Origin of the sequence: Leucobacter manosquensis, assembly GCF_018304845.1 — a bacterium.
Lineage (GTDB): Bacteria > Actinomycetota > Actinomycetes > Actinomycetales > Microbacteriaceae > Leucobacter > Leucobacter alluvii.
Genome location: NZ_JAFEVO010000001.1, coordinates 1,358,651 through 1,384,455 on the forward strand (window position 1 = coordinate 1,358,651; position 25,805 = coordinate 1,384,455).

Genomic DNA, 25,805 nt, shown 5'->3' on the forward strand with positions numbered 1-25,805 from the left:
GCGCGTCTCCGCCGGGGAGGCGGCCGGCACCGACAACTAGGCTGGTGCCATGGCAGACGCACCATCCACCGGTCCCGCGACGAGGGAGGCCCCCTGGCCCGTCGCAGAGATGAGCGAGAAGATCGCCGCCTGGATCGACCGGCTCGGCCAGGTCTGGATCGAGGGGGAGATCACGCAGTGGCAGCTGCGCGGCGGTCACGTGTACGGCAAGCTGCGCGACCTCCACCAGGATGCGACGATCAGTTTCACCGTCTGGCGCTCGGTCGCGCAGCGCTTGTCGAGCGAGTTCTCGCCCGGCGACCGGGTCGTCGCCCTCGTGAAGCCGAATTTCTGGGTCAAGGGCGGCTCGCTCACGGTGCAGGTCTTCGACATCTCCCACGTCGGCATCGGCGAGCTCCTCGAACGGCTCGAGCGTCTGCGCCGGCAGCTGCAGGCCGAGGGCCTGTTCGACGCCGACCGCAAGCGCCGCCTCCCGTTCCTCCCCGGCCGCATCGGGCTGGTGACCGGGCGCGATTCCGACGCGGAGAAAGATGTCATCCGCAACGCGACGCTCCGCTGGCCGGGCGTGCAGTTCACGATCCACTACGCCGCAGTCCAGGGGGATCGCGCGGCCGGCGAGGTCACCGCAGGCATCGAGGCGCTCGACCGGGATCCCGAGATCGAAGTGATCGTCGTCGCTCGCGGCGGCGGCGACTTCCAGAATCTGCTGCCATTCAGCGACGAGCGCGTGATCCGTGCGGCGAGCGCGGCGACGACCCCGATCGTGAGTGCCATCGGCCACGAGGCGGATCGCCCGTTGCTCGACGAGGTCGCCGATCTGCGCGCATCGACGCCGACGGATGCTGCGAAGCGGATCGTGCCCGACGTCGGCGAGGAGCTCGCCGGCCTCGATCAGGCCCGCGCCCGCCTCACCACGCGGCTCGGGCAGCTGCTCGCGCACGAGACGGATCGCATTGCGCAGTTGCGCGGCCGTCCCGTTCTCGCGGCGCCGGACCGGTTGATCGACGAGCGCGCCGAGGAGCTCGTCCGGTGGATCGCTCGCGGCACGGAACTCGCCGACCGCGCGATCGAGGACCGCTCGCGCTCGCTCGCCGACGTGCGCGGACGACTCGCCGCTCTCTCTCCTCGGGCGACGCTCGAGCGCGGTTACGCGATCGCGCAGGTCATCGACGACTCGGGGGCTGCCGGGTCCGTGCTCCGCGACCCCGCGGAAGCGGTCGCTGGCGCTCCGATCCGACTCTCGCTCGCCGGTGGCGCCCTCGACGTCGAGGCGATGGAGCGCTAGGAGCACCAGGAGCACGATCCCCGCCAGCCTCAGCGTGCGATACTGCATGTCATGGCGAAAGCGCGCAAGCCCGGGACCGACGATGGAGCCCACTCGGCCGAGCCCCACGAGCCGTTCGGAGTGCTCGACGAGCTCGACGAGCAGCTCATCGTGCTGCTCGAGCGCGACGGCCGGATGAGCTACTCCGACCTCGCGAACGAGGTGGGGCTCACGCCGGGCGGCGCTCGCGCCCGCGTGAAGCGGCTGCAGGAGCGCGGAGTCGTGCGCGTGATCGGAGTGACGAGCCCGAATGCAGTCGGGCTCAGCAGTATCGCGAGCCTGCAGATCGAGGTGTCGGGCGACATCGACGCCGTAGCCGATCGCATCGCGGCCTTCGAGGGCGTTCGCTACGTCGTGCTCGGCTCCGGCAGGTTCAGCATCCTCGTCGAGGTCTACGCGACGTCGCCCGGCGAGCTCTTCACGCTCATCAACCGGCAGATCCGGGAGATCCGCGGGGTATCGCACATCGAGACGTTCCTCTACGACTCGGTGCACACCCATCGCCCGATCTTCCCGCTGCGGAACGGGCGCTGAGGCCGACCGGATCGATCGCCGGTGCGCGAATCGATCCGGCCGAAGGCGCCGGCCCGGTCAGTCGGCCTCTCGATCGACCACGAGTCCGAGCGCGCGCGCGAGTGACGCGGACTGTTCGATCACGGCTGTCTGCCAGTCTGCGAGTGCACGGGTCGGCGATCCCCCCACCGAGAGCGCGAACGGATCCTCGACGCCCGTGCGCACACCGCTCAGCACTTCGAGCACCGCGATGCCGCAGAACGGGACGTGCACTGCCGAGTAGCCGCCCTCGTGGGAGAAGACGATCCTCCCGCCGCACGCCTCATCGGCGATCGCGAGCAACCGCTCGGCGATCCCGCGGAAGCCTTCCGAGGTCACGCTCATGCGCCCGAGGGGGTCGAACGCCGACGGGTCGAATCCGCTCGATACGAGGATGAGATCGGGCTGGAACGCGATGATCGCCGGTCGGGCGACCTCGTCGACGACCGACCAGTAGGCGCCGTCGCCGGAACCCGCCGGCAGCGGCACATTGATGTTCGTTCCCGCGCCCGCGCCAGCGCCCTGCTCGTCGACCAATCCGCTGTCGACCGGGAACAGGCGATCCTGATGCACCGAGATCGTGAGCACATTCGGATCATCCCAGTAGATCTTCTGCGCACCGTTGCCGTGATGCACGTCGTAGTCGAAGATCGCCACCCGCTGCACCTTCCCCGCGGCCCGCAGCGCCTCGATGGCCACCGGCACATTCGCGAACAGGCAGTATCCCCGCCCCTGGTCCGGTTCCGCATGATGGCCGGGAGGGCGCACCAGCGCGTACGCGTTGTCGACGACGCCGTCGAGCACCGCCTCCGCCGCGACCAGCGTGCCGCCTGCCGCGAGGCGCGCCAGATCGTACCCTCCGCGACCGAACGGGGAGAACCCGTCGCCGGCGTCTCCCCCGGCCTGCTCGGATTGCGTTCGGATGCGCTCCACGTGCTCCGGAGTGTGCACGCGCAGCAGATCCGCCGCATCGACTTCGCGCGCAGGGATCCGCACGAGCGATTCCAGCAGGCCCGACACCTCGACGAGGCCGGCGAACCGAGCCTTCGACTCCGGGCTCTCGAAGTTCTGGTACGGCTGCACGTATCCCCCGGAGGGGTAGATGCCGGCGTGCGTGCCGGTGTCGTGCCATGCGTATCGTTCGTGCCAGACGTATCCGGTCCTGCGCTCCATTGCGGTTGTCCTTCCAGCTTCGCTCGGCGATCCGCGCCCGATGGCGCTGCGTCCCGATGGCCCCCACCATAGCCTCAAGAATTCACGATCCACAAACAAATGCACCATTTGAATGTCGAAACATAAATGAAACACTCTTCCCGTTGACTTTAGGGATTCGAACGTGTTGTCATAGTGACGCTGCGGGCCAGGGTCGGCTCGACAACGGAGGGCGCCGGTGCCCTCCGAGCACCCCGACGAAGGAGTCAACTCATGAAACGCACCCGTGCACTATCCGGCGGCGTCGCACTCGCGGCTGCCGCAGCGCTCGCACTGAGCGGATGCACTTCAGACAGCACCGGAGGCGACGCGTCATCCGGGTCCGAGGCGAAGGGCGCCGTCGCGATGAGCTTCGCCGGTCTCGACATCCAGATCTGGAACGACATGCTCCCCTTCATGGAGACGATCGTGACCGACGCCGGCTACGAATTCGTGACCGACGACCCCAAGTGGAATGCCCAGACACAGGTGCAGGATTGGGAGTCGTGGCTCGTCCGAGGCGACATCAAGGCGATCATGGGGTACCCCGTGCAGTCGGACGCGATGGTCGCAGTCACGACGCAGGCGACCGACGCCGGCATCCCGATCCTCGGCTACGGCAGCACGTGGGATGGCGTGACGGCGGCCGTCACCCTCGATCACGAGGCCGATGGCAAGAAGGCCGGCGAGAAGGCCGCTGAATGGATCGCGGAGACCTACGGCGACGAGAAAGTCGACGTCGCCTTCCTCGGCTGGCCCGACACCGATCTCGGGCGGCTCCGCGGCCAGGGCATGCTCGACGCCCTCGACGCGGCCGATCTCAATCTCGACATCACCGAGCACAAGGTGCTGAGCCTCGACGACGGGTACGCCGCCGTGCAGAATCAGCTCAACGCGGCACCCGACACGAAGGTCTGGCTCGCCATCGCCAACGACCCGGCGCTCGGGGCATACCAGGCGCTCACCGACTCGGGGGTCTCGCCCACCGACGACAGCATGCTCCTGCTCAACCTCGATGCGACGGACGCCGAACTCGAGGTCATCATGGAGCCGGATTCGTTCTGGCGGTACGCGTACATCGCCCCGGCACGACAGCTCGCCGAAGCGAACGCGCAGATGCTCGTCGACGCGGCGGAGGGCGAACCCGTGGAGGATCAGTCCGTTCCGGTCACGGAGGTCACGAGCGAGAACGCAGAGGACTTCCTGCTCGCGAACCAGTAGTACTCCCATCGGGGCGCCCAGAGGCCGAGGTGCGCCCCGATGACCCCGTAGCGTGCGACGAGAGGACCCCCGCATGGTCGACCATCAGTATCGGCTCGAGTACACCGGCGTGACCGTCGACTTCGGTGCGACACGCGCACTCGAAGACATCACGTTCGCGATCGCCCCCGGCGAGATCGTCGGACTGCTCGGCCACAACGGCGCTGGCAAGAGCACGCTCTTCAACGTGACCACGGGCGTGATCGATGCGAGCAGCGGAGCGTTCAGCATCGACGGCGCACGCATCGACAAGCGGCTGACCCCGCGCGAGGCCGCCCAGCACGGAGTGACCGTCATCCATCAGGAACCTGCGCTCGCCCCGAACATGTCGGTGCTCGAGAACCTCTTTCTCGCACGCAGAGCTCCCCGGGTCGCGGAGCGGCGGGCCCAGGCACGCCAGGCGCTCGCGGCTGTCGGGGCCGACATTCCGCTCGAGATCCCGGTCGAAGCGCTCGGACTCGGTGAACGGCAGCTCGTGGATATCGCACGCGGCATGCTCTCGGGCGAGATGAAGGTGCTCCTGCTCGACGAGCCAACCGCAGCGCTCGGCCGGGCCGAGACCGATGCGCTGCACGACCTCATCAGAGGCTTCGCGCAGCGCGGCATCGCCGTCGTCTACGTCTCGCATCGCCTGCCAGACATCATGGAGGTGTGCACGCGCATCGTGGTGCTTCGCGGCGGGCGTCTCGTCGTGGACGGACCGTCGAGCGACTTCACGCCCGCGAAGCTCGCGGATGCGCTCGTTCCCGACTTGCGCTCACTCGACTTCACCCACGTCGCACCCGGCGATGAGGTCGTCGCGATCGACACTCCCGGCGGAGCCGTTCGCGCACGCGCCGGGGAGGTCGTCGGCCTGTTCGGCATGGCCGGCGGCGAGCAGTTCGACATCGCGGCGCAGCTCGCGGGGGCGGCCAAGACTCCGCAGCCCTACACGCTGGGCGGGGCGCCCGTGCGCTTCGCCTCACCTGCGCAGGCCATCAAGCGCGGCGTCTTCTTCGTCCCACCCGATCGCGACACCGAAGGACTCATCGCCTCTGAAACCGCGCTCGACAACGTCATGCTCCCGTGGCACTCGGCAGGCGCGGCTCGTGGATGGTGGGTATCGGCGAAATCGGGTGCTGAGGTCTATGAGCGCGCCCGCAGCGCCCTCGACATCCGCGGCCCCTCGGCCGATGCCGAGATCTCGCAGTTCTCAGGCGGCAACCGGCAGAAGCATCTGCTCGCTCGGTGGCTGTACCCCGCCCAACCCGCGCTGCTGATCCTCTCGCAGCCCACGCAGGGCGTCGATGTCGGCGCGAAGCTCGACATCGTCGAAGCGACGCGAGCCGCCGCCGCCCGCGGCGCAGCAGTCCTCGTGGCGTCGAGCGAGTCCGACGAGATCGCGAGCCTCTGCGACCGCGCCTACACGATGCTGGGCGATCAGCTCGTCGACGTCCCACGATCAAGCACCTTCAACGAAGACCTCCTGACCTCGCTCCTCGCCATCGCCGAGCCGACCCGCGCCTGAACGGACCCCTCATGAACGCCGAACGCCTCAAGATCTTCGCCGCGAAGAACGGCATCTTCCTCGCTCTCATCGTGCTCGTCGCCGTCTTCTCCATCCTCCGCCCCAACTTCTTCACCTTCGCCAACGGGCAGAGCATCCTGCTGCAGGCAGCAGAACTCGGATTGATCGCGATTCCCGCCGCATTCCTCATCATGTCGGGCACCATCGATCTCTCGGTCGGCTCGGTCGCCTCGGCGTCCGCGATCACCGGTGGCCTCGCGATGAGCGCGACCGGTTCGACACTGCTCGGCTTCATCGCCGCCGTGGCCACCGGGGTCGCCGCCGGGGCGCTCAACGGGTTCTTGATCGCCTACCTGCGGCTCAACTCCTTCGTCGTCACGCTCGGCGCTCTCAGCGTCTGGGGCGGGCTCGCACTCCTGCTCTCCGATGGGCGCACCATTCCGCGCGCAGAGCTCCCCGAGGCGTTTCGCAGCATCGGCACGTTGAAGGTGGGCCCGATCCCCATTCAGATCATCGCGCTCGTCGCGGTCATCGCGCTCGGATGGTACGTGCTCAACCACACGACCTTCGGCAAGTCGGTCAAGGCGATCGGCGGGAACGAGCGCGCCGCGCGCCTCATGGGCGTCAACGTGCAGCGCTCCCGCTTCCTCCTCTTCGTCGCGACCGGGGCCTTCGCCGCACTCGCCGGCCTGTTCCTCTCGGCCAAGGTGCAGTCGGCGAACCCGAACATCGGATCGGGCCTGGAGCTCGAGGTGCTCACCGTCGTGCTGCTCGGCGGGGTCGCCTTCGAGGGCGGGGTCGGCCGCATCAGCGGCGTCGTCGCGGGTCTCCTCTTCTTCCGCGTGCTGCGCGCCGGTCTGGTGTTCATGCAGGCGTCGCCGTTCCTGCAGACGATCCTCGTCGGCGCCACCCTGATCATCGCGGTGGCCCTCGACAGCTCCATCCAGCGCATGATCCGATCGTCCTGGGCGAAGCTCGGCAAGCGCGCCGTCGCCCAGGATCCGGCGGACGGCGCTGAGCGCGAGGAGGCCCCGCCGCGACGCTGACTCCGTCGACATCGGTGTCAGGAGCGCCGGGTAGACTCGTACGCATGGCAGATACGGTGGTTCCGGATCCCGCCTCCCTCTCGTATGAGGAAGCGCGCGACGAGCTCATCCAGGTGGTCAGCCGCCTCGAACAGGGCGGAGCGACCCTCGAAGAATCGTTGCAGCTCTGGGAGCGCGGCGAGAACTTGGCGTCGCGCTGCGAGGAATGGCTGCTCGGCGCGCGACAGCGACTCGAGGCGGCGCGGAAGAACGCGGGCGACGGATCCGTCGGAGGTGACGCGTAACCGATGGCGAAGCAGCACAAGACGCCAGCGGTGGTCGCCGAGCTCGGCCGACCCGAGACCCCTGCCGAGACCGCATCGCGCAAGGCGAGGGACAGCCGGCTCTATCGGGAGCGCAAGACGGTCAACAACCTCGTCTTCTCATTGCTCGTGAGCCTCGGGCTGGTGCTCGTCATCTTCTTGATGGTGCCCCGCTGCACGGGCGGGTTCGCGGATCACGAGGTGAACGTCGCGTCGCTCGCGACCGAGGCGGCTCCGAGCGCGGGCCGAGAGCTCGCCGCTCCGCAGGTGCCCGAGGAGTGGAAGGCGAAGCAGGCCGAACTGCGCGGCAGCGATGGCGTCACCGCCTGGCAGATCAACTACACCACGGTCGATGCGGAATCGGGCCGCGAGGCCTATGCCGCGGTGACGCAGGCGTTCACCCCGGACGGCGCCCCCGTCGAAGACGTCTGGATCGCGCAGCAGCTCGAACAGCAAGCTCCGACCGGCAACGAATCGCTCGGCGGCCTCGAATGGATCACCTACGATCACAGCGATCGGGATCCCGACAACTCCAATGTGCTCTTCGCGCTTCAGGCGCAGTGGGAGAACGACACCATTCTCGTCTACGGTACCGACGCACCGTCCACGCTTCGCGACCTGGCGACGGACGTCGCCGAGTCGCTCTCCGAACCGAAGGGAACCGAATGACCGCCCCGAGAGTCACCCCGCAGCAGGCCTGGGACGCACTGGTCGCCGGCAACCGGCGCTTCATCGACGGCGGCCCTCAGCATCCCAGGCAAGACGTCGAGCGCCGCAACGAGCTCACGAACGGGCAGGTGCCAGACGCAGCGCTCTTCGGCTGCTCGGATTCCCGGCTCGCCGCCGAGATCATCTTCGACGCCGGCCTCGGCGATCTCTTCATCGCCCGGAACATGGGGCACGTGGTGGCGGAATCCATCACGGCTTCCATGGAGTACGCCGTCGCGAACCTCGGCGTCGCCGTGATCGTCGTGCTCGCCCACGATTCGTGCGGCGCCGTCGCTGCGGCGATCGGTCAGATGGAGCAGGAGCCCCCCGCTGTTCCCATCGCGGTGCAGAACACGCTCGCGCCGATCCTGCCCTCGGTGCAGGAGCTCTGGCTCCGCGAGCACCGCGACACCCCGTACGTCGACGTCTCGGCCATCGACGCCGACGCCGTCGGCCGCGTGCACCTCTCCGCGACCGTCAACCAGCTGCTGCGCAGTTCGCGCATCATCAGCGATGCCGTGGCCGCTGGCCGGCTGGGCATCGTCGGCTGCCAGTATCAGTTGTCAGAGGGACGCGCAGTCGCCGTGAGCGCCGTCGGGCACCTCGACATCACCGCGGCAGAGCCGGTCGCCGCGGCGTGAGCCAGGCACGGGCCTCTCGAACTTCTCCGACCCACGAGCAGTATCCACGAAACGAAGGATGATTGTGACCGAAGATCGCAGCGCCGCCGGCGCCGAGACCGAGTACCGCATCGAGCACGACACCATGGGCGAGGTGCGGGTTCCCAAGGACGCCCTGTACGCCGCCCAGACGCAGCGCGCCGTCGACAACTTCCCGATCTCGGGCAAGGGCCTCGAGCCCGCGCAGATCGTCGCGCTCGCGCGCATCAAGCGCGCCGCCGCCATCGCGAACGGCGATCTCGGCATCCTCGACGCCTCGGTCGCTCAGGCCGTCGTCGCGGCGGCCAACGAGATCATCGCGGGCGATCACCACGACATGTTCCCGGTCGACACGTACCAGACGGGCTCCGGCACCTCCTCGAACATGAACATGAACGAGGTCCTCGCGACGCTCGCCACGCGCCACCTCGGCTCCCCCGTGCACCCGAACGACCACGTCAACGCCTCGCAGTCGTCGAACGACGTCTTCCCGACGTCCGTGCACATCGCGGTCACCGGAGCGCTCATCGAGCAGCTGAAGCCCGCGCTCGCGCACCTGGCCGAGGCGTTCGAGACGAAGGCCGAGCTGTGGAAGACGGCCGTGAAGTCGGGTCGCACCCACCTCATGGACGCGACGCCGGTGACCCTCGGACAGGAGTTCGGCGGATTCGCCGCCCAGATCCGCTACGGCATCGAGCGCATCGACGCTGCGCTCCCCCGCGTCGCCGAGGTGCCGCAGGGCGGCACGGCCGTCGGCACGGGCATCAACACGCCGCTCGGGTTCCCCGAGAAGGTCATCGCCGAGATCGCGCAGTCGAGCGGCCTGCCGATCACCGAAGCGCGCAACCACTTCGAAGCGCAGGCGAACCGCGACGGGCTCGTCGAGGCATCCGGAGCCCTGCGCACCATCGCCGTGTCGCTGACGAAGATCAACAACGACATCCGCTGGATGGGTTCGGGCCCCAACACGGGCCTCGCCGAACTGCACATCCCCGACCTGCAGCCGGGCTCGTCGATCATGCCGGGCAAGGTCAACCCGGTGATTCCCGAAGCCGTGCTCATGGTGTGCGCTCGGGTCATCGGCAACGACGCGACCATCGCGTGGGCCGGCGCATCCGGAGCATTCGAGCTCAACGTGCAGATCCCGGTCATGGGCACCGCGCTGCTCGAGTCGATCCGTCTCCTCTCGAACGCTTCGACGGTGCTCGCCGATAAGACGGTCGCCGGTCTGGAGGCCAACCTCGAGCGCGCCGCCGCCCTCGCCGGCATGAGCCCGTCGACCGTGACACCGCTCAACCGCCTCATCGGTTACGAAGCCGCCGCGAAGATCGCGAAGCACTCCGTCAAGAAGGGCATCACGGTGCGGGAGGCGGTCGTCGACCTCGGGTACGTTGAGCGCGGCGAGGTCTCGGAAGAGGCGCTCGACCAGGCGCTCGATCTGCTGTCGATGACCCACCCGGGCGTCGCGAAGTAGGTTCACCGCAGGCACCGCCGACGGGCCCGGGATCGCAGTGCGTCGATCCCGGGCCCGTCGCCGTTCGGTCGGGGTCGCCGCCGGCGCGAAGGAGATGCGCCGCGACAGCCGCCCTCGCTACGCTGAATCCATGATGCCTGCAGGAGTTCCACGCGACGGTGCGCGCGCCCTCGCCCGCTCGGGAGCCGCGTCAGCGGCTCGCCTGCTCGGGTGGCAGCGACTCTACGACCGCGTGAATCGCCCGCTGATGGAGCTCGCGGAGATGCAGCCGGTGACCGCCCAGTGGTGGCGGGAGCGGCGCAAGCAGAAGGGCGGCTTCAGATACCTCGCGCTCGGCGACTCGACCGCGCAGGGCATCGGAGCGTCGACACCCGGGCGCAGCTACGTCGGGCAGCTGATCGACCGGATCGAGGCCAGCACCGGCGAGCCCGTCAAAGTCGTCAATCTCGCGGTTTCGGGGGCCACGACGGCCCTGTGCCTGCGCGATCAACTGCCGAAAGCGGAGAAGGTGCTCGCGTATGAGCCCGACCTTGTCACAATCGCGATCGGCGCGAACGACATCGCCGAGTGGGATGCGGTGCGCTTCCACCGGAACATGACGCAGATTCTCGGGGCGCTGCCCAGGCACACGATCGTGAGCGAGCTCCCCTGCTTCCATCTGCCGTGGAACGAGCGGAAGGTGCGGGTCGCGAACCGCATGATTCACGCCATCGCCGGCGATCTCGGCATGCGCGTCGTGCCGCTGCACCGGGCCACGCAGGAGCGCGGAGTGGCGGGCGTGCTCACCGAGTTCGCCGCGGACGCCTTCCACCCGAACGACCGCGGGTACGAGGTGTGGGCCGACACCTTCTGGCCGCTCGTCGAGGAGCGGATCGCCACCGTCGGGTAGCGGCGTCAGACCGGCCGGGTCATCGCGCCCGGCCGGTCGCCTCATCGTCTACGGGGTGTCGAGCAGATCCGTGACGAGGGCCGCGATCTCACTTCGCTCGGAGCGGGTCAGGGTCACGTGACCGAACAGGCGATGCCCCTTCAGCTTCTCGATGACCGCCGCGATTCCGTCGTACCGACCGACGCGCAGGTTGTCGCGCTGCGCCACATCGTGCGTGAGCACGACGCGCGAGTTCTGGCCGATGCGGCTGAGCATGGTCAGCAGCACGCCCCGCTCGAGCGACTGCGCCTCGTCCACGATCACGAAGGCATCGTGCAGCGAGCGCCCGCGGATGTGCGTGAGCGGCAGCACCTCGACGAGGTCGCGCGCCACCACCTCGTCGAGCACGTTCTGAGAGACGATCGAGCCGAGGGTGTCGAACACCGCCTGGGCCCAGGGGTTCATCTTCTCCTGGTGGTCGCCAGGCAGGTAGCCGAGATCCTGGCCGCCCACGGCGTAGAGCGGTCGGAACACCATCACTTTGCGATGCTGCCGTCGCTCGAGCACGGCTTCGAGCCCTGCGGCGAGCGCGAGCGCCGACTTGCCCGTGCCAGCACTGCCGCCCAGCGAGACGATGCCCACCTTCGGGTCCATCAGCAGATCGATCGCGAGGCGCTGCTCAGCGCTGCGCCCCGTCACGCCGAACACCTCCCGGTCGCCGCGCACCACGTGCAGCGACCGGTCTCCGTCGATTCTTCCGAGCGCCGAACCGCGCGCCGAGGTGAGCACGAGCCCCGTGCCGAGCGGCAGGTCGGCGGCGGCCTCGACGTCGTCGAGCCGCTCGTCCTCCCACAGCACGCGCATCTGCTCCTCGTCGAGCGCGAACGATGCGATCCCCGTGTAGGCGTCGTCGCGAGCGAGCTCGGCGCGATACTCCTCCGATCCGAGCCCGAGCGCTGCGGCCTTCAATCGCATCGGCAGATCCTTCGAGATCACCGTGACGTCGAGACCGTCGGAGGCGAGGTTCTGCGCCACCGCGAGGATTCTCGTGTCGTTGTCGCCGAGGCGCATGCCGCTCGGCAACCCGTCGAGGCTCGTGTGGTTGAGCTCGACGCGCACGGTGCCCCCGGCGTCGCCCACCGGAACCGGGATGTCGAGCCGCAGGTGTTTGCCCCGCAGTTCGTCGAGGATGCGCAGCGCGCGCCGCGCGAAGTATCCGAGTTCGGGATCGTGCCGTTTCTTCTCCAGCTCCATCACGACGACGACGGGCAGCACCACCGAGTGCTCGGCGAAGCGGAACAGCGCCGCCGGGTCGCTCAGCAGGACGGACGTGTCGAGCACGTACGTGCGCAACTGCTGCAGGGTGTCGTCGGACAGCTCGGGGGAACTCGGCGTCCGGAGTGCCGACGAGCGGCCCGACGCGATGGGCTCCGCCTCGACGAGCGCCGGAACCGGGGTTGCGGGGTGTTGGATCTCAGCCACGATGGCTCCTCTGCACCGGGGCAGCGCCCCGACTCAGCGAGTTGGCCAGTGGCTTCGAGGTGGTGACCGACCGGCCTCCTCGATCGGGCACCCTGCCCGATGCGTCACACGCTACGCCGACGGAATCGCATCCCGCGATACGACACGCATATCGATCCGTGAACGATGCATGACCGGCTCGGCAACGGCTCGCATCCGCGCACTGAACCGCACCCGGTTGTGGAACCCCGACAGCAGGCTCGAAGGAGCGTCAGCGTCAGGTATTCTGAGAGCTGCGATACTGCAGCCCGGGGTGGGGGCGTCAGCACTCCCAGAGCAATCAGCGATTCCCTGCGGCGAAACTGTGACGGATAAAGGAGCACCGCTTGCGCACGATCGACTGGGTCGACGGAGCCATCGAACTCATCGATCAGACCCTGCTCCCCCAACGGGTCGAGGTGCACCGCGTCACGGAGCTGCCGCAACTGATCGACGACATCCAGCGGCTCGCGGTGCGAGGCGCCCCGGCACTCGGCGTGGCAGGCGCGTTCGGCGTCGCGCTCATCGCAGCGTCTGTGCAGGCGGAGCACGGCGATGACGAGCTCGACCGAGACGAAGTGCGTCGCCAGGCCGCGATTCTTCGCGAGGCCCGCCCCACCGCGGTGAATCTCTCGTGGGGCGTCGACCGCGCGCTGACCAAGCTCGACGCGGGCGCCGCCGCCATCCTCGACGAGGCCGTGCTCATCCGCGACGAGGACATCGCGGCCTGCATCTCGATGGGCCTGCGCGGCGCCGACCTCACGCGAGAGCTCGCGGCGAAGGATCGCGTGAGCGTGATGACCATCTGCAATACCGGCAGTCTCGCGACGGTCGAGCGCGGCACCGCGCTCGGCGTGATCGAGACGCTCTTCGAGCAGGGCTCCCTCATCGAGGCGCTCCCCCTCGAGACGCGCCCGCTGCTGCAGGGCGCGCGCCTCACCGCATGGGAGCTCGAACGCATGCAGGCGCCCTTCCGGCTCCTGATCGACTCCGCAGGCCCGTTCCTGCTCTCGCGCGGCATCGCGGACGCGGTCTTCATCGGCGCCGACCGCATCGCGGCCAACGGCGACACCGCCAACAAGGTGGGGTCGTTCTCGCTCGCGCTCGCCGCGCAGCACGCCGGAGTGCCCTTCATCGTCGTCGCGCCAGAATCCACGATCGACATGCGCACCGCGAGCGGAGCCGATATCGAGATCGAGGATCGCGGCGTCGACGAGGTCGTGGGGTTCGGCGGCACGCGCACCGCCCCCGCGGGCATCGATGCCGTGAACCCGGCCTTCGACGTGACCCCGCACGACCTCATCACGGCGATCGTCACCGAGCGCCGGGTGATCCTGCTCAGCCGCGGCGAGACGCTCGAAAGCGTGTCGCTCGAGTCACTCCGTTCGTAAGCTCACCCCAACCCTCCCGTTCGAAAGGAACACCCATGTTCTTCACCCAGCGTCGCGTTCGCGCGGCTCTCGTCGCAGGCGCGGCATCCGCTGCACTGCTGCTCACGTCCTGCTCCGGCGGCGGCGGCACCTCGGATGAGGCGGCCAGCGACGGCCCCAGCTTCATCTACATCACGAGCGATCCGATCGGCCAGAACGAGTTCTTGAAGTCGGGTAAGGTCGGCATCGAATCGGTCGCCGAGACCTTCGAGGGCACCGCGAAGACCTTCGAATCGAAGGACGATGCGACGCGCCGTTCCAACCTGGAAGCCGCGATCGCCGAAGCTCCCGAGGTCGTCGTGATGCTCGGCTTCCAGTTCGGCGACGTCGCCAAGGAGCTCGCCGAGCAGAACCCGCAGCAGAACTTCATGCTCATCGACACGTTCGTCGAGGGCGCCCCCGACAACCTCTACCAGGCGACGTTCCGCGAGCAGGAGCCGTCGTACCTGCTCGGCATGGAAGCCGGGCTCCTCACCGAGGCGAATAAGGTCGGCTCGGTCATCTCGGTCGACAACGAACTGCTGAAGAAGTACTCCGATGGCTTCGCCGAAGGCGCCAAGAGCGTGAACGAGGATGTCGACACGGTGGCTCCGCAGGTCATCGGCGGCGACAACCCGTTCGCCGATCCGGCGCGCGGCAAGGAGCAGGCCCTCGCGTTCGCAGCGAGCGGCGTGGACGAGGTCTTCGCCGTCGGCGCTGCCTCGAACGGCGGCATCATGGAGGCCGCAGCTGAAAAGGGCTTCTCCGCCTACGGCGTCGACGCGAACCAGTGCCCGATCGCACCCGGGTCGGTCGTCGACGGCACGGTGAAGTCGGTCAACCGCGTCGTGGAGACCGTCGTCGGCGAGATCATGGACGGCAAGAGCTCGAAGGATGCGACGAGCTCCTTCGGTCTCAAGGAGGAGGGCATGACCATCGTCAGCCTCACCGAGGATGCCGCTGATTCGCAGTGCACGATCATGGAGCACCAGGATGTGCTCGATGAGGTGACCCAGGCGCGCGACGACATCGTCTCGGGCAAGATCAAGGTCACCGACCCGCTCGCATAACCCCCGGATCGCCGGTTGAGCCGAGCGCGCCGAAGTCGAGACCGTTTCGCAGTACCCTGGGTCTCGTCTTCCCGCGCTCGCTCAACCGGCGAGTTTCATGCACCACCAAGAAAAGGAACACGGATGGTCGCCGAAGTCTCGATGCGCGGGATCACCAAGCGCTTCCCCGGCGTACTCGCCGACGATCGCGTCGACTTCGAGGTCGAAGCCGGTGAGATCCACGCGCTCATGGGCGAGAACGGGGCGGGCAAGTCGATCTTGATGTCGCAGCTCGCCGGCGTCTATCAGCCCGATGAGGGCGAGATCTACATCAGGGGCGAGCGACGAGAATTCTCCTCACCCCTCGACGCCATCGATGCCGGCATCGGCATGGTGTTCCAGTCGTTCAAACTCTTCCCGTCGCTCACCATCGCGGAGAACGTCGTGTTCCGCAGCGAGCCGAAGAAGCGCGGGCTCATCGATCGCGCAGAGGCGAACCGCGCCGTTGCGGAGATCGCCGAGCGCTACGGCCTCTCGCTCGACCCCGCGGCGCGAGTGGATTCCGTGCCGGTCGGCGTGCTGCAGCGCGTCGAGATCGTGAAGGCGCTCTACCGCGAGGCTCGCGTGCTCATTCTCGACGAGCCGACCGCGGTACTCACCCCGCAAGAGACCGAGCGTCTCTTCGACGTGCTCCGGGCGCTCAAAGCCGATGGACGCACGATCATCCTCATTACCCACAAGCTCGGCGAGGTCATGGCCATCTCAGACCGCGTCACCGTGCTGCGCGACGGGCGCAATGTGGCGCAACTCGTCACGGCCGCCAGTTCTCCCGATGAGATCACCCGCCACATGACCGGTCGCGATGTCAACCTCGCCACCCCGCCCCCCGCGCACGCACCGGGCGACGTGGTGCTCGATGTTCGCGGATTGACCGTGCCGGGGTCGGGCGGGCGCGACGCCGTCTCGGATGCAAGTGTGTTCGTGCGCCGCAACGAGGTCGTCGGCATCGCGGGCGTCGCGGGCAACGGCCAGGTCGAACTCGCCGAGGCGATCATCGGCATGCGCAAAGCCGACGAGGGCACCGTGTCGGTCGTGGGACGCGATCTCAGCGCCTCGTCGATCGCTCAGCGTCGCGACGGCGGAATCGCCTATATCCCGGAGGATCGCCATGCCGTCGGCAGTGCCGGCGGTGCCGACGCGATCGACAACCTCGCACTCGGCCATCATCGGCGCGCCCCCCTCCTGAAGCGGGGCCTGCTCTCGCGATCGGCCATGCTCGAGCACTCGAAACGGTTGATCAGCCGTTTCGGCGTCAAGATCGCTGGCCCGACGACGCGGGTCGGCACGCTCTCCGGCGGCAACCTCCAGAAGGTCGTGGTCGCTCGTGAGCTCGACTACGGCTCTCCGCTGCTCATCGCCGAGCAGCCGACGCGCGGCGTCGACATCGGAGCGATCGAATCGATTCACCGGGAGCTCTGCGAGTACCGCGACACGGGTGGCGCGCTGCTCCTGATCTCCGCCGAACTGAGCGAGATCATGTCGCTCTCGTCGCGTATCGTCGTGATGTTCGAGGGTCGCATCGTGGCCGAGGTGCCGAAAGCCGAAGCGAGCGAGGCGCTGCTCGGCCTCTACATGGCAGGGCACGCACCCGAGGAGCGCCATCGACCCGGATCGTTCGACGCGCTGCGCGAACGCACCGACGACGCTCCACGCACTGATGTCACCGAGAAGGGGACCGCACGATGAATGCCGCACGCACAGCGGGTCGCTGGCTCGCAGGCCCCATCCCAGTTTCGGTGGTACTCGCCCTTCTCATTGGCGCCTGCTTCATGCTCATCGCAGGCGTCGATCCGATCAGCGGATACGTCGCGATGCTCCAGGGATCGTTCGGCACCGGTTCGGGACTCGCGAACACGCTCCAGCGCGCCGTTCCCATCATCGGTATCGGCATCGCGATCGCGGTCGCCTTCCGTGCCGGAGTGCTCAACCTCGGCACCGAGGGACAGGCCGGCCTGGGGGCGCTGACCGGCGGCATCGTCGCGGTCTACGTCCCTGGCCCGGCGATCCTCATCGTGCCGCTCGCCTTCATCGTCGCGATTGCGACCGGCGCGGCGTGGGGGCTCATCTCGGCGCTCCTCCAGAATCTGCTCGGGGTGCCGATCCTGCTCTCGACGCTGCTGCTGAACTACCCCGCTCGCTACTTCTCCTCGTGGCTGATCCGGTTCCAGTTGAACGACCCGAGCACGGACCTCGTCGCGACCCAGCAGCTGCGACCCGAGGTGCAGCTCGGCATGCTCGTGCCGAAGGATTCCGCCTTCGCCGAGACGCTGCGATCGACGTTCGGGCCCACGAGCCCGGTCACCGCGGTGCTCACCGGAGTCAACTGGTCGATCATCGTGCTCATCGTCGTCATCGCGGGCGCCGTCTTCGTGAATCGTCGCACCCGGTTCGGCTTCGAGTCGGGTCTCAGCGGCCAGAACGCGGAATTCGTGCGCTACGGAGGCGTGAAGCCGGGCCCGCTCGTCACGCGCACGATGGCGCTCTCCGGCGGCCTCGCCGGGCTCTTCGGCGTCATGCTCATCATCGGGGCCCCGAGCACCCGACTCATCGAGGGGTACTTCGTGCAGACGAACTACGCCTTCACCGCGCTGCTCGTCACGCTGCTGGCCCTCTACCGTCCCATCGGCACGGCCATCGCCGGTCTGTTCTTCGCGGCGATCATGGTCGGCAGCGATGCGATGGGACGCGAACTCGGGCTCTCGCCGCAGATCGCCGCCGTGATTCAAGCGCTCGTCATCGTACTGCTCGCGTTCCGCGTGGCGCTTCCCCGGTTCCGCAGACGCGGCTCCGCTGACGGAGCATCCTCGGGGCCGGCGGCGGCCGAGCCGCCGTTGAACGCGGCGGCGATCGCCGAACCGCATGCTCCGGTGCCCGGTGCCGGCACCGAGACGAAGGAGTCGGATCGATGAACGTCCTCGAACTCTTCGACCAGGACCTCATCGGGTCCGTCCTCCGGTCGCTCATCCCGATCCTGCTCGCCGCACTCGGCGGCATGATCGCCGAACGGGCCGGCATCTTCAACATCGGCCTCGAGGGCATGATCCTCGTCGGCGCATTCGCCGGTGTCGCGGCATCGTTCTTCACGCACAGTTGGCTGCTCGGAGTGATCGTCGCCATGATCGCCGGGGCGCTGTTCTCGCTCATCCTGGGGTACGGTGCGGTCTACCGCAAGGGCGACCCGATCGTTCTCGCGGTCGCCATGAACATCCTCGCCGTCGGCATGACGAGCTTCCTCCTCGTCGCGATCTTCGACGTGCAGGGCGTGTTCCAGGATCCGGGCATCGTCGGCATTCCCGTGTGGCGCATCCCCGTGCTCGCCGACATCCCCTGGATCGGCCAGCTCTTCGCGCTGACACCGCTCGGGTACCTCGCGCTGCTGCTGGTGCCGACGCTCTGGATCGTGCTCTTCCGCACCCCCCTCGGCCTCCGTCTGCGCGGCGTCGGTGAACGCCCGCTCGCCGCGGCCACCATGGGCGTCGACCCGCAGCGGTACCAGCTGGGTGCCGTCATCGTCTCCGGCGCGCTCGCCGGGCTCGGCGGAGCGCAGCTCGCCCTCGGAAATGTGGTGCAGTTCACCGAGAACATGTCGGCCGGTCGCGGATGGATCGCCGTGGTCGCCGTGATGCTGGCCCGCGCCCATCCCGTCGGAGTGCTCGGCGCCGCGCTGCTCTTCGGCTTCGCGGACGCCATCGGATTCCGCCTGCAGTCGTTCGGCCTGCCGCAGCAGTTGACCGACGCCGGCCCGTACGTCGTGACGCTCATTGTGCTCATCCTGCTCAGCAAGCGGTTCCGCAAGACCCGCGAAGCCGCGCTCGCGTGAACGCGTCACCGGCGTCCCCCGCGCACCGCTCCGACACGCCTCCGCTCCCTGAGGAGGCGGCGCGCTGGGTCGAGCGCCTCTCGCTCGAACCGCTCGAGCACGAGGGCGGCCTCTTCCGCCGCATGCACCTCGACGACCACTCGAGCGCGATCTACTACCTGCTGGCCGACCCGGACTTCTCGGCGCTGCACGCTCTCGCTTCGGTCGAGGTGTACCACTGGTACGCCGGCGACCCGATGCGAGTACTCCTCCTGCACCCCGACGGCCGCGCCGAGGAGCGGCTGCTGGGCCCTGACCCGGATGCCGGCCAGCTGCCCCAGCTCGTCGTGCCGGCCGGCGTCATGCAGGGCTCCTCATCGCTCGGAGCGTGGAGCCTGGTCGGCACGACGATGTCGCCCCCGTTCGCGTGGAACGGATTCGCACTCGGCGAGCGCGACGCGCTGTGCGCGCGCTACCCCGACGTTTCGGACCGCATCGTCGCGTTGACGCGCTCAGAGCCTGCAGCGTCATAGGTCGCGCCGCCCTCTCCGCTTCCTCGTCGGGCGCGCGGGCCGAGCGGGGGCTGGTGATCCTCGCGGAACTGCCCCGTGGCGACGAGCACCGCCACCACGACCGCGATCACGATCCACCCCGATACCCCCAACGGCATGGCCAGCGCGGGATCGATCGGCGCATCTGCGGCCGCGAGCACCACGATCATGCCGGCAGAGGCGTTGAGCGCCCCGTGGCCGATCACTGCCGGCCATACCGACCCGCTGCGCAATCGCGACCAGGCGAGCAGCGCGCCCCACGCCACGCAGCCTCCGGTCATGAGAGCGACGCCCCGCCAGTCGGTGAGCCCGAAGTTGTACCCGAGCAGGATGAGGGGCGAGTGCCAGAGCCCCCAGATCACCCCGGTGATGACGATCGCCGGCCAAGTGCCGAGCGGACGCAGCGCCGTGAGCAGCCATCCCCGCCATCCGATCTCCTCCCCGAACGCCAGCAGGCTGTTCGCGAGGCCGCCGATCGGCACGAGCAGCACCTGCAGAGCGACGAGCCATCCGAGCGGCGGCATGCTCTCCTGTGCGAGCTCGGCGGTCTCGGCGTCGAGCGAGGCGAACTGCGCGTCGAGGGTCGCCTGGAAACCGGAGAAGTTCACGAGGTCGAGGCGCGCCCAGCCGAACAGCACCGATACGCCGACGGCGGCCAGCACGACGATGAGCGGCGCGACGAGTGCTGCGACCGTGAACCAGACGACCCGGCGCGCCGGGCGCAGGGGCCACATGCCGAGAAAGCGGAGGCGCTCCCGTCGCGGCGCACGCATCACGAAGAGCGCCACCGCGGTTGCGATCGCCGGGGTGAACATCATCGCTGCCGCGAGGAGGCCGAACCACAGCGTGTATGCGTCGGCGTCGGCGCCCATGCGCCAGAGCGGCATCGCGATCAGCCAGGCGAGACCGAACGACAGCACCACGAACACGGCGACCGCCGCCCACGGCACCCGCTCGAGGCGGTCCGCCCGATCTGAGCTCCCGACCCGGCCTGCCGTCGCCGCCCTCACCCGTTTCACGTCCACCACGTGCTCCTTCCGTCCGCCAGTCACCCTAGCTCACGGGCGATCCGCGCGGCCACGACACCGGGAGGGGCAGGCAGGAGGGCGAATCGAGGCTGCGCCCGCCCGACCGACTAGAAGGCTGCGATACCCGTCAGCTCGCGTCCGATGACCAGCTGGTGCACCTCGTCCGTGCCCTCGTAGGTGCGCACCGACTCGAGGTTCGCCATGTGGCGCATGACGGGGAACTCCGAGGTGATGCCGTCGCCGCCGAGAATCGAGCGGGCGGCACCGGCGATCTTGATGGCCTCGCGCACATTGTTCAGCTTGCCGACGGAGATCTGCCCGTAGGTGAGGTTGCCAGCATCCTTCAGACGCCCGAGGTGCAGTGCGAGCAGCAGGCCCTTCTGGTACTCGAGGAACATGTCGGCGAGCTTCGCCTGGATGATCTGCTTGCCTCCGATGGGCGCACCGAAGACCTCGCGGGTCTGCGAGCGCTCGACTGCGACCTCGAGGCAGGATCGGGCCGCGCCCATGACGCCCCACGCGATGCCGTAGCGCGCCTCGTTCAGGCATTTGAACGGCGACGAGAGCCCCTTCGAGCCGGGGAGGATCGCATCGGCCGGAATGCGCACGTCTTCGAGCACGATTTCGGTCTGCAGCGAGGCCCGCATCGACAGCTTGTTCTCGATCGCGGTGGCGGTGAAGCCGGGGGTGTCGGTCTCCACGATGAAGCCGCGCACGATGCCCTCGTCGTCCTTCGCCCAGATGACGCCGAGCTGCGCGATGGTGGCGAGGCCGATCCAGCGCTTCTTGCCGTTCAGCACCCACTCGTCGCCCTCGCGTCGCGCGGTCGTCAGCATGGTGTTGGGGTCGGAGCCGCCCTGCGGTTCGGTCAGCCCGAAGAAGCCGATCGCTTCGCCGCGGCCCATGAGCGGCAGCCAGCGCTGCTTCTGCTCTTCCGAGCCGAACTTGTAGATCGCACCCATCGCGAGCGAGCCCTGCACGGAGAGTGCGGTGCGGAAGCCGGAGTCGACCGCCTCGAATTCCATGGCGACCAGGCCGTAGGCGACGGAGGATGCGCCGCGCAGGCCGTAGCCGTCGAGGTACATGCCGAACGCCCCGAACTCGCCGACCTCGGGCAGCAGTTCCACGGGGAGGCGGCGATCTTCGAAGGCCTGGTCGATGATGGGGCGAATGCGCGTCTGCGCGAACTCACGGGCTTTGAGCTGCCACTCGCGCTCTTCCTCGGTGACGAAGTCGGCGACGTCGAACAGCTGATCGATGGTGGTGGTCATGGTGCTCCTCGGGGAAGGTTCGGGCGAAGGGGTGAGAATGGGGTGCGTTTACCGCGGGAGCCAGCTGGCGTCCTGGTGCTCGCCGATGCCCGGCGGCGGCACCTCGTAGCGGGCCGGCGTCTCCGAGAGCGAGATCGGCGTCGCCACGGAGCGCACCGTCTGCTCGGAACCGTCGGGAGCCGTCGCCGCGGTCGCCGCGACCGGTTCCAGGCCGAGTGATTCGGCGAGGTCGAGTGCCTGCGCGATGGAGTTGACACGGCCGGCGGGGATGCTGGCGGCAGTGAAGGCGGCGATCCAGTCGGCTGCGGATCGCTCCCTCAATGCCGTCTCGAGCTCTGTGCGCAGCTCGACCCGGTGTGCGACGCGCTGCGGGTTCGTGGCGAAGCGATCATCACGGGCGAGTTCGGCGATGCCGAGCACGTCGCAGAGCCGCGCGAACTGCCCGTCAGTGCCGACAGCGAGGGCGATCGACTGATCGGCGGCGGCGAAGGTCTCGTACGGCGCGATCGACGGGTGCGCGTTGCCCATTCGACCGGGCGCGACGCCCGTCTCGAGGGTGGAGGACGCCTGGTTCGCGAGCGCCGAGAGCAGCGATCCGAGCAGTGTGACTTTGACGTGCTGACCGCGACCGGCGGTGGGAGACTCCGCGGAGTCGCGAGCGCGGAGCGCCGCCTGGATCCCGATCACGGAGTTGAGACCGGTGAGGATGTCGACGAGGGCCACGCCGACCTTGGTCGGCTCTCCCCCGGCGTCGTCGGCCTGGCCCGTGATGCTCATCAAGCCGCCGACGGCCTGCACGAGCAGATCGTACCCCGGGAGGTCGCGCCCCTCGGTGTCGCCGAATCCTGAAATCGAGCAGAACACCACTCCGGGGTTCTCGGCCGCGACGGCGTCGTATCCGAGGCCGAATCTCTCCATCGTGCCCGGCTTGAAGTTCTCGATGACGACGTCTGCCGTGCGGGCGAGTTCGCGTGCGCGAGCGAGCCCTGCTGCGTCGCGCAGATCGCAGACGACGGAGCGCTTGCCTCGGTTGACCCCCGCGAAGTAGGTGCTCTGCCCGACCGCGTTGACCGGAGGGTTCCACTGGCGGGTGCCATCGCCCTCCGGGCTCTCGATCTTGATGACATCGGCGCCGAGATCGGCGAGGATCATCGTCGCGTGCGGACCGGCCAGCACTCGTGAGAAGTCCGCGACGCGGATGCCGTGGAGGGCCCCCTGCGGCACGCGTTCGGTGGATTCGTTCTCATGCCTCGGCTGCCCGGTGCCCGTCATCGGTGCGCTCCTCATCGTCTGCTGCTCGTGCGGGGGCGGAGCGGACGTCGGTGCGGTGCGCCGTTCCCGTACCGCCAGTGTAGGCGCAGGCCTGCCCGCTGCCCGCGGCAGGCTTGCATATCCCAACGGGTGTGACCTGTGCAAGAATCGCATCATGGTCGCCTTCTCGCAGCTCCTCGCGATACCCCACCTGCACCTGCGCCTCGTGCAATCGGGCGCGGGCGATCCCACGATCACGTGGGTGTCGAACACCGAGCTGCTCGACCTCGGTTCGTACCTCGAAGGCGGAGAGATCGTGCTGACCACCGGGCTCGCCCTCGCGCACGATGACCGCCGGTGGCGCGACTTCGTCGCCGGCCTCAATCGGGCGCGCGTCGCCGCCATCGGTTTCGGGATCGGAGTCAATCACGAGCGCATCCCGAAACCCCTCGTCCAGGCGGCGAGTGCGTACCGGGTCGCGCTCTTCGAAGTCCCGCTTCCCGTCCCCTTCATCGCGGTGAGCAAGGCCGTCGCCGAGCTCTTGCGCGCTGACGATCTCGGTGCTGCGCGCGGGGCGCTGCAGGCCCAGCAGCGCCTGCTCGAGGGCGCGCGCGGGGAGCAGCAACCCGCCGAGGTGCTCGCGAGCCTCGCTCAAGCGACCGGCAAGCACCTCGCGCTGCTGGGATCCGACGGCGGCACGCTCGCGGCCACCGCCGGATTCGCCTCCGCCGCGGAGGCGGCCGAGGCCGAGGTCATCGACCTCGACGCCGGCGGCCGTTTTCAGCTGGCCATCGCGGGCGGGTCCCCGCTCTCGGCGGAGGGGCGCTCGATCGTCGCAGCGGGCGCCATGGTGCTCGGCCTCGCCCTGGGCGAGAACCGAGCCGAGAATGCCCGAGAGCGGGAGCGATGGGAACGATTGACCGCTGCGCTCCTCGCGCGGGGCTCGGCCGTCCACGGGATCGGGATCCTCGCGCCCGGTCTCGAGCCTCCGGGTCGCGTGCGCGTGCTCGCCGTGCAGGGCACGGCGGAAGATCTGGCATCGTGGCGCAGGAAGCCGCGTTCGGGTCTCGACCGGCTCGTCGCCCCCAACGATGCCCCGGCCCCCGCGCCGGGCGTCGGCCGCGCCTGGCAGATCGTCGACGACCACCCCGGAGCGCTCGACACTGCACTCGCGACCGCCGCGTCGTACAACCTCGATGTCGTCGTCGGCCGCCCGTCACCGCTCGCAGACGCCGTGCAGAGCCGGCGGTCGGCGGCGGGCCGATTGCGCGCCCTCTCCCCCACCGCGCCCCTCTACACGGCGCCGCGGGTGCCAGCGGTCATCTGGGCGGATCGCGATACGCCGATTCTCGAAGCCCTCCTGGAGCTCGACGCCGCAGACGCCCGCGACGCCACAGGGTCTAATGCGGGCATGGGCGCGGCGGGATCCGGCGTCGCACCGATGTCGCAGCGCGTACTCGGCCCGCTCTGCGAGTCATACGACGCGCTCGCCCCGGATGCGATGAGCGCCGAGGATCGCGCCATGCTTCGCGAGACGCTCCATGCGCTCTTCGCCGCGAACGGTCAGCGAGGCCCAACGGCGGCAACCCTCGGGATCCACCGCAACACGCTTCGCGATCGCGTCGCCCGCATCGAGCGCGTGACCGCCCGCTCCGTCAGCGATCCCGACGACCGGGCGGAGCTCTGGATCGCGCTGCGACTCGAGGCGGCCGTCGCGCCGGAGCGGTCTCAGTAGAGCAGGAACTGAGCGGTGCCCGTGCCCTGCGTTCCAGCGGCGGTGGCGCGGAGGTGATACGACGCGCCGCCAGCGGCGACTGGATCGCGGGAGATGTCGCAGGTCTCGGGGCTCGAACGGGTGCGATCCCAGGGAATCGCTTCGGTGTCGAGTGGCTTGCCGGGTTCGAGGATCACGGCGAGGTGCTCCGCGTTCTCCTGGCAATCCACCGACCGCCACACCTCGTCATCACCGCTGACGATGACGAACTGCAGGTTCGCGCTGCCGAGGTCGGCGGAGCACGGCTCCTCGCCAGTGTTCTCGACGCTGAGCGAGAGCTGAGGCAGCTCACCCGCGGCGTAGTCCCCCTTGTCGGTCGCCGGGGTCACCGAGAACTGGCCCGCGCTGCAGGCTGCGACGTCGTCGTCTCCGGCGCCGTCGGCGTCGTCGGAATCCGGTGCCGGGGATTCGACGAGGTCTTTGGGCACTTCGACCTCGCCCGCGCTGGCCACGCCCCCGCTCGACCCCGGTCGCACGATGATCAGCACGACGACCGCGACCACGGCGAGCAGCACCAGCAGCACGATCAGCCGACGGCGGACGTACACCTTGCGGTCTTTCGGCCCCACCGGATCCCTCAGTGTCGACATGGCGTCAGCGTAGCGGCGTTCGCGCCCTACAGGTGCTTCAGCATGCGCGTGTTGCCCAGCGTGTTCGGTTTCACCCTCGCCAGGTCCAGGAACTCCGCGACGCCCTCATCGCTCGAGCGCAGCAGCTCGGCGTACACCTCGGCGGCGATGAGCTCGGTGTCTTCGCTCATGCGCTCGAAGCCGTGCTTGCCGAAGAACTCGGTTTCGAACGTGAGGCAGAAGAGCTGCGCGAGTCCGAGGGAGCGTGCTCGTTCTTCGAGCGCGGTGAGCAGGAGATGCCCCACCCCCCGCCCGAGCAGCGCTTCGGCCACCCCGAGCGTGCGCACTTCGCCCAGCTGCTCCCACATGACGTGCACGGCTCCGTACCCCACGACGGCGTCGTCGACGTCGACCGCGACCAGGAACTCGGGCACGGCGGCGTAGAGATCGACGAGGTCCTTGCCGAGAAGAATGCGTCTCGCGACGAGCGGCTCCATCAGTGCGACCATCTGCGGCACGTCTCCCGTGCGCGCGCTGCGGATGCTGATCTCAGGTGCGGCGCTCATCGTTCCAGTCTACGCCCGGGGTGCCCGCGCCCCGCCTCGCGGCGTGCGCGCCCGCATACGCAGAAGGGCCCGCTGCGTGAGCAGCGG

24 protein-coding genes are annotated in these 25,805 nt (G+C 68.8%); 17 read left to right on the forward strand and 7 right to left on the reverse strand.

All coding sequences use genetic code 11. The features are described from left to right. The first annotated feature begins 49 nt into the window (after positions 1-49). Together xseA and JSQ98_RS06265 are read left to right on the forward strand one after the other, a co-directional pair. Positions 50-1,285, forward strand: a complete 1,236-nt coding sequence (gene xseA, locus JSQ98_RS06260; protein WP_090150890.1) for an exodeoxyribonuclease VII large subunit — start codon at positions 50-52, stop codon at positions 1,283-1,285. Between the two features lie 51 nt (positions 1,286-1,336). Then, positions 1,337-1,858 carry an Lrp/AsnC family transcriptional regulator gene (locus tag JSQ98_RS06265; protein WP_090150895.1) on the forward strand — a complete coding sequence of 174 codons (522 nt, stop codon included), beginning with the start codon at positions 1,337-1,339 and terminating at the stop codon, positions 1,856-1,858. 57 nt (positions 1,859-1,915) lie between these two features. Here JSQ98_RS06265 and JSQ98_RS06270 read toward each other — a convergent pair whose 3' ends face one another. Beyond that, the gene (locus tag JSQ98_RS06270) at positions 1,916-3,049 is read right to left on the reverse strand and encodes a class II histone deacetylase (RefSeq protein ID WP_090150898.1); all 1,134 of its coding nucleotides are present in this window, start codon (positions 3,047-3,049) and stop codon (positions 1,916-1,918) included. A gap of 252 nt (positions 3,050-3,301) precedes the next feature. Here JSQ98_RS06270 and JSQ98_RS06275 point away from each other — a divergent pair, with 252 nt between their 5' ends. The 8 genes from JSQ98_RS06275 (at position 3,302) to JSQ98_RS06310 (ending at position 10,912) form a co-directional block, all read left to right on the forward strand. Next, a complete protein-coding gene (locus JSQ98_RS06275) occupies positions 3,302-4,288 on the forward strand; it encodes a sugar ABC transporter substrate-binding protein (RefSeq protein ID WP_090150901.1) in 987 nt (328 codons plus the stop codon). Positions 4,289-4,361: 73 nt separating this feature from the next. Beyond that, positions 4,362-5,834 carry an ATP-binding cassette domain-containing protein gene (locus JSQ98_RS06280; protein WP_090150903.1) on the forward strand — a complete coding sequence of 491 codons (1,473 nt, stop codon included), beginning with the start codon at positions 4,362-4,364 and terminating at the stop codon, positions 5,832-5,834. 11 nt (positions 5,835-5,845) lie between these two features. Then, positions 5,846-6,880: an ABC transporter permease gene (locus JSQ98_RS06285; protein WP_211648838.1), complete on the forward strand. Its 1,035-nt coding sequence runs from the start codon at positions 5,846-5,848 to the stop codon at positions 6,878-6,880. A 44-nt stretch (positions 6,881-6,924) separates the two neighbouring features. After that, entirely contained in the window at positions 6,925-7,164 is a 240-nt protein-coding gene (locus JSQ98_RS06290; protein ID WP_211648839.1) for an exodeoxyribonuclease VII small subunit, read from the forward strand. A 3-nt stretch (positions 7,165-7,167) separates the two neighbouring features. Next, a complete protein-coding gene (locus JSQ98_RS06295) occupies positions 7,168-7,851 on the forward strand; it encodes a DUF4245 family protein (protein ID WP_211648840.1) in 684 nt (227 codons plus the stop codon). Further along, positions 7,848-8,531, forward strand: coding sequence for a carbonic anhydrase (locus tag JSQ98_RS06300; protein ID WP_211648841.1), 684 nt, complete (start codon positions 7,848-7,850; stop codon positions 8,529-8,531). The genes JSQ98_RS06295 and JSQ98_RS06300 overlap by 4 nt, the downstream gene beginning before the upstream one ends. A 58-nt stretch (positions 8,532-8,589) precedes the next feature. Next, a complete protein-coding gene (locus JSQ98_RS06305) occupies positions 8,590-10,023 on the forward strand; it encodes a class II fumarate hydratase (RefSeq protein ID WP_211648843.1) in 1,434 nt (477 codons plus the stop codon). A gap of 130 nt (positions 10,024-10,153) precedes the next feature. Then, complete coding sequence (locus tag JSQ98_RS06310; protein ID WP_249290762.1) at positions 10,154-10,912, forward strand: SGNH/GDSL hydrolase family protein; 759 nt, start codon at positions 10,154-10,156, stop codon at positions 10,910-10,912. 48 nt (positions 10,913-10,960) lie between these two features. Here JSQ98_RS06310 and phoH2 read toward each other — a convergent pair whose 3' ends face one another. Next, positions 10,961-12,268 carry an RNA 5'-3' helicase PhoH2 gene (gene phoH2, locus JSQ98_RS06315; protein WP_234037467.1) on the reverse strand — a complete coding sequence of 436 codons (1,308 nt, stop codon included), beginning with the start codon at positions 12,266-12,268 and terminating at the stop codon, positions 10,961-10,963. Between the two features lie 470 nt (positions 12,269-12,738). Between phoH2 and mtnA the strand changes: the two genes are divergently transcribed. The 6 genes from mtnA to JSQ98_RS06345 all read left to right on the forward strand — a co-directional run bounded on the left by mtnA (position 12,739) and on the right by JSQ98_RS06345 (position 19,241). Next, a complete protein-coding gene (gene mtnA, locus JSQ98_RS06320; RefSeq protein ID WP_211648845.1) occupies positions 12,739-13,782 on the forward strand; it encodes an S-methyl-5-thioribose-1-phosphate isomerase in 1,044 nt (347 codons plus the stop codon). Between the two features lie 35 nt (positions 13,783-13,817). Then, on the forward strand, positions 13,818-14,870 hold the full coding sequence (locus JSQ98_RS06325; protein WP_090150926.1) for a BMP family ABC transporter substrate-binding protein: 1,053 nt from the start codon (positions 13,818-13,820) through the stop codon (positions 14,868-14,870). A gap of 123 nt (positions 14,871-14,993) precedes the next feature. Then, complete coding sequence (locus tag JSQ98_RS06330; RefSeq protein ID WP_211648847.1) at positions 14,994-16,595, forward strand: ABC transporter ATP-binding protein; 1,602 nt, start codon at positions 14,994-14,996, stop codon at positions 16,593-16,595. Then, positions 16,592-17,818: an ABC transporter permease gene (locus JSQ98_RS06335; protein WP_211648849.1), complete on the forward strand. Its 1,227-nt coding sequence runs from the start codon at positions 16,592-16,594 to the stop codon at positions 17,816-17,818. Before JSQ98_RS06330 ends, JSQ98_RS06335 begins: the two co-directional genes overlap by 4 nt. Then, positions 17,815-18,729: an ABC transporter permease gene (locus tag JSQ98_RS06340; protein ID WP_090150938.1), complete on the forward strand. Its 915-nt coding sequence runs from the start codon at positions 17,815-17,817 to the stop codon at positions 18,727-18,729. The genes JSQ98_RS06335 and JSQ98_RS06340 overlap by 4 nt, the downstream gene beginning before the upstream one ends. After that, entirely contained in the window at positions 18,726-19,241 is a 516-nt protein-coding gene (locus JSQ98_RS06345) for a cupin domain-containing protein (RefSeq protein WP_211648850.1), read from the forward strand. Before JSQ98_RS06340 ends, JSQ98_RS06345 begins: the two co-directional genes overlap by 4 nt. Here the strand turns inward: JSQ98_RS06345 and JSQ98_RS15365 are convergent. The 3 genes from JSQ98_RS15365 to JSQ98_RS06360 all read right to left on the reverse strand — a co-directional run bounded on the left by JSQ98_RS15365 (position 19,181) and on the right by JSQ98_RS06360 (position 22,830). Further along, positions 19,181-20,284, reverse strand: coding sequence for a CPBP family intramembrane glutamic endopeptidase (locus JSQ98_RS15365; RefSeq protein WP_346728726.1), 1,104 nt, complete (start codon positions 20,282-20,284; stop codon positions 19,181-19,183). The genes JSQ98_RS06345 and JSQ98_RS15365 overlap by 61 nt on opposite strands. A gap of 110 nt (positions 20,285-20,394) precedes the next feature. Next, the gene (locus JSQ98_RS06355) at positions 20,395-21,558 is read right to left on the reverse strand and encodes an acyl-CoA dehydrogenase family protein (RefSeq protein WP_090150945.1); all 1,164 of its coding nucleotides are present in this window, start codon (positions 21,556-21,558) and stop codon (positions 20,395-20,397) included. A gap of 48 nt (positions 21,559-21,606) precedes the next feature. Then, positions 21,607-22,830 (reverse strand): CaiB/BaiF CoA transferase family protein, encoded by a 1,224-nt coding sequence (locus JSQ98_RS06360; protein ID WP_211648852.1) that lies wholly within the window; start codon positions 22,828-22,830, stop codon positions 21,607-21,609. 154 nt (positions 22,831-22,984) lie between these two features. Between JSQ98_RS06360 and JSQ98_RS06365 the strand changes: the two genes are divergently transcribed. Then, positions 22,985-24,544: a PucR family transcriptional regulator gene (locus tag JSQ98_RS06365; protein WP_211648854.1), complete on the forward strand. Its 1,560-nt coding sequence runs from the start codon at positions 22,985-22,987 to the stop codon at positions 24,542-24,544. Here the strand turns inward: JSQ98_RS06365 and JSQ98_RS06370 are convergent. Together JSQ98_RS06370 and JSQ98_RS06375 are read right to left on the reverse strand one after the other, a co-directional pair. After that, positions 24,538-25,173, reverse strand: coding sequence for a hypothetical protein (locus JSQ98_RS06370; RefSeq protein ID WP_211648856.1), 636 nt, complete (start codon positions 25,171-25,173; stop codon positions 24,538-24,540). The genes JSQ98_RS06365 and JSQ98_RS06370 overlap by 7 nt on opposite strands. Positions 25,174-25,199: 26 nt before the next feature. Beyond that, complete coding sequence (locus tag JSQ98_RS06375) at positions 25,200-25,718, reverse strand: amino-acid N-acetyltransferase (RefSeq protein WP_090150960.1); 519 nt, start codon at positions 25,716-25,718, stop codon at positions 25,200-25,202. Between the last annotated feature and the right edge of the window lie 87 nt (positions 25,719-25,805).

Excerpts from the sequence above, each read along its gene's own strand:
- JSQ98_RS06270 (WP_090150898.1), bottom strand. The coding sequence starts at position 3,049 with ATGGAGCGCAGGACCGGATACGTCTGGCACGAACGATACGCATGGCAC.
- JSQ98_RS06370 (WP_211648856.1), bottom strand. The coding sequence starts at position 25,173 with ATGTCGACACTGAGGGATCCGGTGGGGCCGAAAGACCGCAAGGTGTAC.
- JSQ98_RS06310 (WP_249290762.1), top strand. The coding sequence starts at position 10,154 with ATGATGCCTGCAGGAGTTCCACGCGACGGTGCGCGCGCCCTCGCCCGC.
- JSQ98_RS06265 (WP_090150895.1), top strand. The coding sequence starts at position 1,337 with ATGGCGAAAGCGCGCAAGCCCGGGACCGACGATGGAGCCCACTCGGCC.
- JSQ98_RS06365 (WP_211648854.1), top strand. The coding sequence starts at position 22,985 with ATGGTCGCCTTCTCGCAGCTCCTCGCGATACCCCACCTGCACCTGCGC.
- JSQ98_RS06300 (WP_211648841.1), top strand. The coding sequence starts at position 7,848 with ATGACCGCCCCGAGAGTCACCCCGCAGCAGGCCTGGGACGCACTGGTC.
- JSQ98_RS06360 (WP_211648852.1), bottom strand. The coding sequence starts at position 22,830 with ATGACGGGCACCGGGCAGCCGAGGCATGAGAACGAATCCACCGAACGC.
- JSQ98_RS06290 (WP_211648839.1), top strand. The coding sequence starts at position 6,925 with ATGGCAGATACGGTGGTTCCGGATCCCGCCTCCCTCTCGTATGAGGAA.
- JSQ98_RS06295 (WP_211648840.1), top strand. The coding sequence starts at position 7,168 with ATGGCGAAGCAGCACAAGACGCCAGCGGTGGTCGCCGAGCTCGGCCGA.
- JSQ98_RS06355 (WP_090150945.1), bottom strand. The coding sequence starts at position 21,558 with ATGACCACCACCATCGATCAGCTGTTCGACGTCGCCGACTTCGTCACC.
- JSQ98_RS06325 (WP_090150926.1), top strand. The coding sequence starts at position 13,818 with ATGTTCTTCACCCAGCGTCGCGTTCGCGCGGCTCTCGTCGCAGGCGCG.
- xseA (WP_090150890.1), top strand. The coding sequence starts at position 50 with ATGGCAGACGCACCATCCACCGGTCCCGCGACGAGGGAGGCCCCCTGG.
- JSQ98_RS06280 (WP_090150903.1), top strand. The coding sequence starts at position 4,362 with ATGGTCGACCATCAGTATCGGCTCGAGTACACCGGCGTGACCGTCGAC.
- JSQ98_RS06305 (WP_211648843.1), top strand. The coding sequence starts at position 8,590 with ATGATTGTGACCGAAGATCGCAGCGCCGCCGGCGCCGAGACCGAGTAC.
- JSQ98_RS06285 (WP_211648838.1), top strand. The coding sequence starts at position 5,846 with ATGAACGCCGAACGCCTCAAGATCTTCGCCGCGAAGAACGGCATCTTC.
- JSQ98_RS06275 (WP_090150901.1), top strand. The coding sequence starts at position 3,302 with ATGAAACGCACCCGTGCACTATCCGGCGGCGTCGCACTCGCGGCTGCC.
- JSQ98_RS06340 (WP_090150938.1), top strand. The coding sequence starts at position 17,815 with ATGAACGTCCTCGAACTCTTCGACCAGGACCTCATCGGGTCCGTCCTC.
- JSQ98_RS06330 (WP_211648847.1), top strand. The coding sequence starts at position 14,994 with ATGGTCGCCGAAGTCTCGATGCGCGGGATCACCAAGCGCTTCCCCGGC.
- JSQ98_RS06375 (WP_090150960.1), bottom strand. The coding sequence starts at position 25,718 with ATGAGCGCCGCACCTGAGATCAGCATCCGCAGCGCGCGCACGGGAGAC.
- JSQ98_RS06335 (WP_211648849.1), top strand. The coding sequence starts at position 16,592 with ATGAATGCCGCACGCACAGCGGGTCGCTGGCTCGCAGGCCCCATCCCA.